Source organism: Deinococcus sp., from assembly GCF_030523985.1.
Lineage (GTDB): Bacteria > Deinococcota > Deinococci > Deinococcales > Deinococcaceae > Deinococcus.
This window is the reverse complement of record NZ_JAUNHK010000026.1, coordinates 9,769-18,754: the sequence shown is the minus strand read 5'-3', so window position 1 is coordinate 18,754 and position 8,986 is coordinate 9,769. Positions and strand designations below refer to the sequence as shown.

General features: G+C 67.1%; 11 protein-coding genes and 1 pseudogene. 4 read left to right on the top strand and 8 right to left on the bottom strand.

All coding sequences use genetic code 11. From position 1 onward, the window contains the following. From Q4C89_RS05905 to Q4C89_RS05895, 3 genes and pseudogenes are all read left to right on the top strand, one after another. A pseudogene (locus Q4C89_RS05905) lies at positions 1–264 on the top strand (methionine--tRNA ligase); the annotation flags it as partial. A gap of 88 nt (positions 265–352) precedes the next feature. Further along, complete coding sequence (gene rapZ, locus Q4C89_RS05900; protein ID WP_303101678.1) at positions 353–1,213, top strand: RNase adapter RapZ; 861 nt, start codon at positions 353–355, stop codon at positions 1,211–1,213. Beyond that, positions 1,210–2,556, top strand: coding sequence for a YvcK family protein (locus tag Q4C89_RS05895; protein WP_303101677.1), 1,347 nt, complete (start codon positions 1,210–1,212; stop codon positions 2,554–2,556). The genes rapZ and Q4C89_RS05895 overlap by 4 nt, the downstream gene beginning before the upstream one ends. Positions 2,557–2,570: 14 nt before the next feature. Here Q4C89_RS05895 and Q4C89_RS05890 read toward each other — a convergent pair whose 3' ends face one another. From Q4C89_RS05890 to Q4C89_RS05875, 4 genes are all read right to left on the bottom strand, one after another. Beyond that, complete coding sequence (locus tag Q4C89_RS05890; protein ID WP_303101676.1) at positions 2,571–2,900, bottom strand: cyclic-di-AMP receptor; 330 nt, start codon at positions 2,898–2,900, stop codon at positions 2,571–2,573. A gap of 81 nt (positions 2,901–2,981) precedes the next feature. Beyond that, a complete protein-coding gene (locus Q4C89_RS05885; RefSeq protein WP_303101675.1) occupies positions 2,982–3,509 on the bottom strand; it encodes a transcriptional regulator in 528 nt (175 codons plus the stop codon). A gap of 157 nt (positions 3,510–3,666) precedes the next feature. Continuing rightward, positions 3,667–4,995 carry a DNA repair protein RadA gene (gene radA, locus Q4C89_RS05880; protein WP_303101674.1) on the bottom strand — a complete coding sequence of 443 codons (1,329 nt, stop codon included), beginning with the start codon at positions 4,993–4,995 and terminating at the stop codon, positions 3,667–3,669. Further along, the gene (locus Q4C89_RS05875; protein ID WP_303101673.1) at positions 4,988–5,284 is read right to left on the bottom strand and encodes a DUF2087 domain-containing protein; all 297 of its coding nucleotides are present in this window, start codon (positions 5,282–5,284) and stop codon (positions 4,988–4,990) included. Before Q4C89_RS05875 ends, radA begins: the two co-directional genes overlap by 8 nt. Before the next feature lie 103 nt (positions 5,285–5,387). Here Q4C89_RS05875 and recN point away from each other — a divergent pair, with 103 nt between their 5' ends. Beyond that, entirely contained in the window at positions 5,388–7,055 is a 1,668-nt protein-coding gene (recN, locus tag Q4C89_RS05870; protein ID WP_303101672.1) for a DNA repair protein RecN, read from the top strand. Between the two features lie 15 nt (positions 7,056–7,070). Here recN and Q4C89_RS05865 read toward each other — a convergent pair whose 3' ends face one another. From Q4C89_RS05865 to Q4C89_RS05850, 4 genes are read right to left on the bottom strand one after another with little or no spacing between them, the layout of a single operon-like run. Further along, entirely contained in the window at positions 7,071–7,397 is a 327-nt protein-coding gene (locus tag Q4C89_RS05865) for a DUF503 domain-containing protein (RefSeq protein WP_303101671.1), read from the bottom strand. Positions 7,398–7,399: 2 nt separating this feature from the next. Next, positions 7,400–7,618 carry a heavy-metal-associated domain-containing protein gene (locus Q4C89_RS05860; protein WP_303101670.1) on the bottom strand — a complete coding sequence of 73 codons (219 nt, stop codon included), beginning with the start codon at positions 7,616–7,618 and terminating at the stop codon, positions 7,400–7,402. Between the two features lie 41 nt (positions 7,619–7,659). Beyond that, positions 7,660–8,151, bottom strand: a complete 492-nt coding sequence (locus Q4C89_RS05855) for a DUF1999 domain-containing protein (RefSeq protein WP_303101669.1) — start codon at positions 8,149–8,151, stop codon at positions 7,660–7,662. A gap of 10 nt (positions 8,152–8,161) precedes the next feature. Beyond that, positions 8,162–8,908 (bottom strand): hypothetical protein, encoded by a 747-nt coding sequence (locus Q4C89_RS05850; RefSeq protein ID WP_303101668.1) that lies wholly within the window; start codon positions 8,906–8,908, stop codon positions 8,162–8,164. Between the last annotated feature and the right edge of the window lie 78 nt (positions 8,909–8,986).

The window sequence follows — 8,986 nt, the reverse complement described above, 5'->3', positions numbered from 1 at the left end:
GAAGCGGTGGAAAAGGCCGACAAGCTGCTCAAGCTGACCGTCAAGCTGGGCGACGAGACGCGCACGGTGGTCAGCGGCATTCGCAAGTGGTACGAACCCGAAGCCCTGGTGGGCCGCAAGGTGGTGCTGGTCGCCAACCTCAAACCCGCCAAGCTGCGCGGCATCGAGTCGCAGGGCATGATTCTGGCCGCCGAGGACGCCGAGGGCAACCTCGATCTGGTCGGCACGGGCCTGGACTTGCCGAGCGGCACCAAGGTGCGCTGACCCACATTACCCCTGCAAGCCCTGGCTCCGGCTGGGGCTTTTTAGTGGGATTGTCCCGTCTATGCCTTGCACCCTCTACACTGTTCCCATGCTGTTCGTCATCGTGTCTGGCCTTTCGGGAAGTGGCAAAAGTACCGCGTTGCGAACGCTGGAGGACGCGGGGTTTTTCATCACCGACAACCTGCCGCCTGAACTGTGGGGGGCCATGTACGATCTGGTGCGGGCCAGCAACATCGAGAAGGTGGCGGTCAGCACCGACAGCCGCACCCGCGAGTTTCTGGCGGCGCTGGAGTCGAGCTACGTGCGTCTCTCACGCCGCTACGACAACGTGCGGGTGCTTTTTCTGGAGGCCAACGCCGAGGTGCTGCTGGGCCGCTACAACCTCAGCCGCCGCGAGCATCCGCTGGGCGAGACGCTGATGGTGGACTTTGCCCGCGAACGCGAACTGCTGGCCCCACTTCGGGCGATTGCCGACACCGTCATCGACACGACTTCCCTCAGCGCCAAACAGCTTTCCGAGCGCGTGCTGCAGGTCTTCCGGCTTGAGCAGAGCTTTACGCTGCGGCTGATGAGTTTCGGGTTCAAGCACTCGCCGCCGCGTGACGCCGACCTCGTGCTGGACGTGCGCTCGCTGCCCAACCCCTATTACGACCCGGCCCTACGCAGCAAATCGGGGCGACAGAGCGATGTTGCCGCTTACGTGTTTCGTGACCCCGAAGCCGAAAAGTTCTACGAAGAGGTGCGCGATTTCGTGCAGACGGCAGCCACGCGGGCGCGGCAGTCGGGCCGCCACAGCTATACGGTGGCGATCGGCTGCACCGGGGGGCAGCACCGCAGCGTGGCGGTCACCGAGCGGCTGTCCCGTGAGCTGACGGACCTGAGTGTCGAAGTCGTGGACCACCGCGACATGCGGGAGGTCACCGGAGAGAGGGAAGGCGCACCTGTGTGAGAGCCTCGCCGCCTCCCCAACGCTCCCAGGCCACGTCCCGGCCCGAGCCGAAAGCCACCCGCCGCGCCCGCATGTGGCTGGAGCCAGGACTGGGCATCAAACGCTGGGTGACGATGTTCGTCATCTGCACCTTCGTGGGGGCCATCGCTTTTCTGCATTTCACCTGGACGGGGCCGCTGCACCCGCTGGCGACCAAGTGGATTCTGTGGCTCAACCACTTCACCAGTCCCGAGTACATGCCGCTCTATGTCGTCGGCATCGTGGTCATGCTGCTGGCACTGGGCGGGGCGCTGCTGTCCATCACCATGATGAACCGGGCCATCCTGCGCGGGGTGGGCACGGCTCCTGAAACGGCGGTCAACGTGCTGTACGAGCGCCGAACCCTGTCACGCGGGATGCGGGTGGTGGCGGTGGGGGGCGGCACGGGCCTGTCCAACCTGCTCAGCGGCATCAAGGCCCACACCAGCAACATCACGGCGGTGGTGACGGTGGCCGACGACGGCGGTTCGTCGGGACGACTGCGGGAAGCGCTCGACATGGTGGCTCCCGGCGACCTGACCGACTGCTACGCCGCTCTGTCCGACAGCCCGGTGCTGGCGCGGCTGCTGCTGCACCGCTTCGAGCGTGGCGAGGGCATCGAGGGTCATACCTTCGGCAACCTGCTGCTGGCGACCCTGAGTGAGGAGCAGGGCGGCCTCGGCACCGCCATGCGCGACATTCACGAGGTGCTGAAGGTGCGTGGGCAGGTGTTTCCGGCGACCACCCGCCCGGTGACGTTGGTCGCGGAACTGGCCGACGGGCGGGTCGTCCGGGGCGAAAGCAAGTTCGCCGAACAGATTCGGCCCTCGCGCATCGCCCGCGTGCGACTGGAACCCGAAAATCCCTCGGCGCTGACCCAGGTGCTCGAAGCGATTCGGGACGCCGACATGATCGTGCTGGGGCCGGGCAGCCTCTTTACCTCGATTATCCCGGCCCTATTGACCCCCGACATTGCCCGCGCCGTGCGCGAGTCGGCGGCCCCATTGGTCTACGTCGCCTCGCTGATGACCGAACCCGGTGAGACGGATGGCCTGAACTTGAACGGGCATGTCGAGGCCATTACCCGGCACCTGGGCCGGACGCCCGACCGGGTGCTGATGAACAACGGCCCCATTGACCCCGACGTGGAAGAGAACTACCGCCAGCAGGGGGCCGAGGTGCTGAACCTGAGCGGGGTGGGCCGCGATCTGCGCAGCCGGGTGGAATACGCTTCGCTCATCGCCCCGGGTACGGCCCGTCATGACCCCCAGCGGCTGGCCGAGGCTCTGGTGGGACTGGGACAGGGGCAGCGCCGCCCTTCATAGTTCGGGGAACGGCGCTAGACCTTGACGAATTCCTGCACGCCCAGGACAAAGACGACCGCGCCGCCCACCGGCACTTCGACGGGCTCCTGGGTGTTGGCCCCCTCGTGTTCGCCCGCCAGACCGCTGGCAGGAACGACCCGGGTGCGGCTGCGGCAAGTCTGCCCGATCAGCCGCTTGAGGTCGTCCAGCCGGGTGTCGTCCACCCCGATCATCAGGGTGGTGTTGCCCTCCCGCAAAAAGCCCCCAGTGCTGGCGAGCTTGGTGGCTTCGAAATGTTGGGCCGACAGCCCCCGCATCAGCGCGGGCGCGTCGGCGTCCTGAATGACGGCCAGCACGAGCTTCATGCTTACAGCATAGCAGGGCGGCCAAAAAAAACCCCGAAGCGGCCACTGGGGCACAGGCTTCGGGGCGGGGGGAAAAGCGGCTCAGGCGTTCTGGGCCTGCTTCTTGGCGGTGCTGCGGGTGCGTTCCTGCTTGGCCGACACTTCGGGTTCGATGCTCGCGCCGGGCGTTTCCTTGAGCCGGAAGATGACGAGGCTGCCCACGAAGGTGCAGGTAATCATGCCGTGCGCGTTGAGCAGCGACAGCGCGGCCATCACTTCTTCGCGGGTCAGGCGCAGCTGGTCGCTCATGTAGAGCGCGGAGTCGGCGCGACCTTCCAGATAGTCACGGATTTTCTTGGCGTTCTCGGTCAGCGGAGTGGCGGGCACGTCGGCCAGGCCGGGGTCGGCCAGACCGTAGACGGCGCGGGTGCCGGTGCCGGGCAGACGGCGCACGCGGCCCTGGTCGAGCAGGCTGGCGAGCGCGGCACGCAGGTGCGAGAGGGCGAGGCCAGTGGTCTTGGCGAGTTCGGTTTCGACCCATTCGGGTTTGCTTTCCAGCGCCGCCAGCACCAGCTTTTCGTTGGCGCGCCGGGTTTCTTGCAGGTCTTCGAGGGTAGGGGGGTTGAACATGTCTTCTCCTCCGTCCCTGGGCTGAGCGGGGCAGGGGGGCCGGGCCAGCGGGGAACATCGAAACTGCGCCTGTCAGCGCAACTTTCCTATTGTTTCAGAAAACCCTTCATGTTGCATGAGCAATCGGGGTCAGGGTGTTGAGGGAAGAGGGCGCCGCTCAGCGCCAGACGGCCTTCACCGCGTCTTCCACGCTCTTGACACCCGTTTGCCCGTCCAGACCGGGCGGCACAATCAGGCGCTCGTACCCGGCGCGGCCCGCTTCCTCGGCGCGGCGGATGGACATGGTCGTCGAGCGCACCTCGCCCGCCAGCCCGACTTCGCCGAACACCGCCACGTTTTCGGGCAGGCTGCGGCCCACCACCGCCGAATACACCGCCAGCGCTACGGCGAGGTCGAGGCCGGGGTCAGGCACCTTGAGGCCGCCCGCGAGGTTGACGTAGATGTCCAGCCCGCCCAGCGTCAGGTCGAGGCGGCGTTCCAGCACCGCCAGCACCACGTCCACGCGGCGCGGGTCGAGGCCGACCACCACGCGGCGGGCGTTGGGGTAGGGCGTTTTGGAGGCGAGCGCTTGCACTTCCAGCAGCATGGGCCGTTGTCCGTCCACGGTGGCGGCGACCACGCTGCCCGGCACCCCCAGCGGACGCTCGGCCAGAAATGCCGCCGAGGGGTTTTCTACCGCTATCAGACCCTCCCCCCGCATCTCGAACACGCCGAGTTCGCCTGCCTGTCCGAAACGGTTTTTGACCGAACGCAGCAGCCGAAAACTTCCCACCGATTCCAGAAAAACGGTGGTGTCCACGATGTGTTCCATCACCTTGGGGCCAGCCACCGTGCCGTCTTTGGTGACGTGGCCGACCAGCACTGTCGCCGTTCCCGTTTCCTTGGCAGCGCGGGTGAGCAGGGCGGTGCCGTCGCGCACCTGGGCCACGCCGCCCGCCACCCCGTCGCTTTCCACCGTCACCGTCTGGATGCTGTCCACGATGCACAGCGCGGGCTTGTGTTCTTCCATCAGCGCGGCAATGTGTTCGGCGCGGGTGTCGCGGGTGAGCTGCAACTCGGCGGCGACGCCTAAACGGTCGGCCCGCAGCCTGATTTGTTCCAGCGATTCCTCGCCCGCCACGTACAGCACCGTGCCGCCACGCGAGGCCACCTTGTCGGCCACTTGCAGCAGCAGCGTGCTTTTGCCGATGCCCGGTTCGCCGCCGATGAGCGTGACGCCGCCCGCCACCAGCCCGCCGCCGAGCACGCGGTCGAGTTCGGGAATGCCCGAGGGGGTGCGGGGTTCCTCGCGCCGCCCCACACTGGACAGCGGGGTCAGTTTGCCGCCCGTGATGCCGCCGTAGCCGCCGCTCTTGCTGCTGACCACGCTCGGCGCTTCTTCCTCAAAGGAATTCCACGCCTGACAGTTGGGGCAGCGGCCCAGCGTTTTGGGTGACCTGTAGCCGCAGCTCTGGCAGACGTACTGGGTTTTGGGCGCTTTAGCCACTGGCCTCCCCGAACTCGCGCACCGGACGGGCATCGGCCCGCCAGTAGCGCCCGTCCTGCCCGGTGACATAGTCGCTGTCCACCAGTTCGGTCAGCAGCACGCGCACGTCGTCCAGGGTGCTGTGGTCTTGCAGCAGGCCCAGCACTTCGTCCTCGCTGTAGCTCACGCCCGCTTCCAGCAGGTTCTTGAGGTGGTCGAGAATGGCGAGCTGGTGGGCGCGGCGGCGGTCACTGGGCCAGCTGGTGATGCGCCCGTATTCGTCCTGAAAGTCGTGAATGGACTTGGTCATAGGGGGCAGCATAGCCGATTGCCCTGCGGCGAATGGGCTTTCTTTCGTCGGCTGTCGGCCTAACCCCTAGCCCTCTCTTGGCTCAGGGCGTAAAATCTGCGGCGTGACCCGCAAGGCCCGCTCTCCCAAAACGCCACCTGCCCCCGCCGCCGCGCCTGCCCTGCCCCGGCTGTCGCGGTTGGAAATCCGCAACCTCGCCACCATCACCCAGCTCGAACTCGAACTGGGCGGGGGCTTTTGCGCCTTCACCGGCGAAACGGGCGCGGGCAAAAGCATCATCGTGGACGCGCTGGGGCTGCTGCTGGGCGGGCGGGCCAACCACGACCTGATTCGCACGGGGGAAAACGAACTGCTGGTGACTGGCTTCTGGGGCGCGGGCGACGGAAACACCGACGACGCCGACAGCGCCAGCCGCCGCCTGAGCCATACCGGGCGCGGGACGGCGCGGCTGTCGGGCGAGGTGGTCAGCTTGCGCGAATTGCAGGAGTGGGCGCAGGAGCGGCTGACGATTCACTGGCAGCACTCGGCGGTCAGCCTGCTCTCGCCCGCCAACCAGCGCGGCCTGCTCGACCGCCGGGTGGGGGCCGAAATGCGGAGCTACACTGCGGCTTACGGCGCTTGGCGCGAGGCTGTGACCCGTCTGGAACGCCTCCAGGCCAGCCAGCGCGAGCGGGCGCGGCAGATTGACCTGCTGTCCTTTCAGGTGCAGGAAATCAGCGAGGTCGGCCCCGACCCCGGCGAGGAAGAGGGGCTGAGCAGCGAACTTTCGCGCCTGTCCAACCTCCACACCATCGCGCAGGCGGCAGCGGGGGGCGTCGAACTGCTCAGCGACGGCGACCTGAACGTGCTGGGCATGCTGAACGAAGCGGTGCGGGCGCTGAACGCCGGGGCCAAGTACGACGAGACGGTGGCGCAGCTTCAGACCGAATTGCGCTCGGCCCTCGACAGCGTGCAGGCCATCGCGGGCGAACTGCGCGACGTGGCCGAAGGTTCCGCCGCCGACCCCGAAGCCCTCGACCGGGTCGAAACTCGCCTGGGGGTGCTGGGCAAGCTGAAAAGCAAGTACGGCCCGACCCTGGAAGACGTGGTCGAATTCGGGGCGCGGGCCGCCGAGGAACTGGCCGAACTCGAACGCGACGAGCAGGACGCCGGAACCCTGCAAGACGACGTGGACGCTCTGCACGCCGAAGTGCTGAAGGCCGGGAAGGTGCTGGACACGGCGCGGCAGCGCGAAGCCGGGCCACTGGCGGACGCGCTGCTGGCCGTCATCCGCGAACTGGGGATGCCACACGCCCGCATGGAATTCGGTCTCTCGCCGCTGGACACGCCCGCCGCCTACGGCCTCAGCGACGTGCTGCTGCGCTTTTCCGCCAACCCCGGCGAGGAACTGGGCGGCCTGTCCGACGTGGCTTCAGGCGGCGAACTTTCCCGCGTGATGCTGGCGGTCAGCACCGTGCTGGGGGCCGACACGCCCAGCGTGGTCTTCGATGAAGTGGACGCCGGAATCGGGGGCGCGGCGGCCATCGCCGTGGCTGAGCAACTGGCGGGACTGGCCCGTGAGCGGCAGGTGCTGGTCGTGACCCACCTCGCCCAGATCGCCGCCCGCGCCGACCACCACTACAAGGTCGAAAAGGAAGTGCAGGGCGGGCGCACGGTCAGCCGGGTCCGCCTGCTCGAACCCGAAGAACGCCTCCACGAAATCGCCCGGATGCTGTCGGGCAACACGTCGGAGGCGGCGCTCAAGCACGCGCGGGAGTTGCTCGGCGCTTAATCTGGGGGTCGGTCCTCAGTCCTCCAGGTCGTCCTCATCGTCTTCGCCCAGTACCGTGATTTCCACGCTTTCTTCCGCAATCCGGTACGGCCCCTCGGCGGCGATGTAATCGGCGGCCATTTTCAGGGTTTCCTCGACCCACTGGTAATCGTTGCTGAGGGTCGCGACCCCGATGACTTCCCAGTCGTGGGCATCGAGGCCGTCGAGCCGCGCCACCGTCAGCGGAAAACGCACCTTGAGCCGCTCGACGACGGGCCGCACCAGGGCGCGTTTTTCCTTGAGGTTGCTGACCCAGGGCATTTCCAGGCGCACCGTCAGCACGCCGACGTAGCCGAGGGCCACCCTCAGAGCATCCCGGCCAGAAAGCCCTGCATCCGCACCGTACGAACGAGGTCCATGACCGTGTGGGCCGAGGGGTCGTAATGCACCTCGATCTGGCCGTCGTCGGGCGTGGCCTTGCTGACACCGGGCATCGTCAGCAGCGCCGCCGCGACCTTTTCTCCAGCTTCCTTGTTCATGCCGCGCACACCGAGCAGCACGCGGGTGGTCTGTGGTTCAGTCATCCCTGCATTATGCCAGTCAGGAGGTGTCCTAGAGCCGGTGCTCAGGCGGGCCGCAGCCGCTCACCGGGGGCCGTCTCGGCGCGGGTGCCGAGGTGAACCACCGCGTAGGACGCGACCAGATGCGCTTCCTCGGCGTGGGCGGCGGGCATCAGTTCGGGGGTGGCGGGAAAGTGAACCTCGTAGACGGCGCTGTCGTAGGCGCTCTTGACCACGGCCCGCAGCAGCCCGCGCACGATGTCGTCTCCGGCATCCTCGGCCATGCAGACCGTTCTGACCAGCACCACCGGGCGGTCGCCCTGCCAGACGCTCTGGGCCAGCACGAAGCCGCGCACCTCGTCGTCGTCGGCCACGAAGGAATGTTCGCTGCGCTCGTAGAACTTGAGGGCGGCGTGGCTGGTGCTCAGGCGGCTGCTGCGCTCACGCTCCGGCAGGGCGTCGTAGTCGGGCGCGAGGCGGCGCTGGGCCTCCAGGTCGAGGGCCTGCAACACTTCGAAGTCGGGTTCGGTGATCTGACGGTAACGGCAAGAAGACATGGGCCGCAGATTAGCGCCCGCTGGGGGGCTGAACCTCCAGAAAGCGCCAAGTCATGGGCTGGAGTGGTGCAGTCTGCGCCAGCGTCGTCGAGGCGGAGCTGTCGCTGGGCTGCTCGGTCTGCACCTGCACCATGTTCCAGCCGCGCTCGAACTGGTAGCGAATCTCGATGGTGGCTTGTTGCTGCGCTCCGCTGGTGCGTTCCAGCGTGCAGGACACCATTCCCCGCACCGACACCGCACGGTCGGCATGCACATAGGTGGTGAGCTTGTTGATCAGCACCCGGTTCTGCGACGTGACCTCGCCGGCCAGCGCCTGCGGCATGGGCGAAAGTTCCCCGATGACCACGCCGCCCACGCTGTACTGCCCCTGGTCGAGGACGCGCAGTTGCGCTGTGGGTTCACTCGAAACGGGCTGCCCGGTACAGAAGCTGCGGCGCACGTCTCCCCACAGACCTGCGGGCACGAGCGGCAGGGGAGTCCCCGCGCCGCCCGGCAGGTCGGGGGGCAGCACCAAGTCAAACTCGCCTGTGTCCTTCACCTCAGTCTGCGCCAGTGGTACGAACTGGCTGCCCGTGCCACTCCCGAAGACGGCTTTTCCGGCGCGGGGAGGAAAGATGATGGCCCCTTTCACGCTGAGGGGCGCGGGGGCAGAGGGTGATGGAGCCGATGGAGCCGTGCTGCCACACGCCGTCAGCATCAGGGGCAGGAGCAGCCCGCCCAGGAGTCGCCAGCGCGGTGAGGGAGAAGAGAGCAGCATCATCGGTGCCGATTATTTCACAGGTTTTCTGATGAGAATCTGTCTGAGGCTTCATTAAGAGTCGAAAACTTCACGAAA

Coding starts and splice junctions, on each gene's coding strand:
- Q4C89_RS05850 (WP_303101668.1), bottom strand. CDS start 8,908: ATGCTGCTCTCTTCTCCCTCACCGCGCTGGCGACTCCTGGGCGGGCTG.
- Q4C89_RS05890 (WP_303101676.1), bottom strand. CDS start 2,900: ATGAAGCTCGTGCTGGCCGTCATTCAGGACGCCGACGCGCCCGCGCTG.
- Q4C89_RS05885 (WP_303101675.1), bottom strand. CDS start 3,509: ATGTTCAACCCCCCTACCCTCGAAGACCTGCAAGAAACCCGGCGCGCC.
- Q4C89_RS05860 (WP_303101670.1), bottom strand. CDS start 7,618: ATGACTGAACCACAGACCACCCGCGTGCTGCTCGGTGTGCGCGGCATG.
- Q4C89_RS05875 (WP_303101673.1), bottom strand. CDS start 5,284: ATGACCAAGTCCATTCACGACTTTCAGGACGAATACGGGCGCATCACC.
- Q4C89_RS05855 (WP_303101669.1), bottom strand. CDS start 8,151: ATGTCTTCTTGCCGTTACCGTCAGATCACCGAACCCGACTTCGAAGTG.
- rapZ (WP_303101678.1), top strand. CDS start 353: ATGCTGTTCGTCATCGTGTCTGGCCTTTCGGGAAGTGGCAAAAGTACC.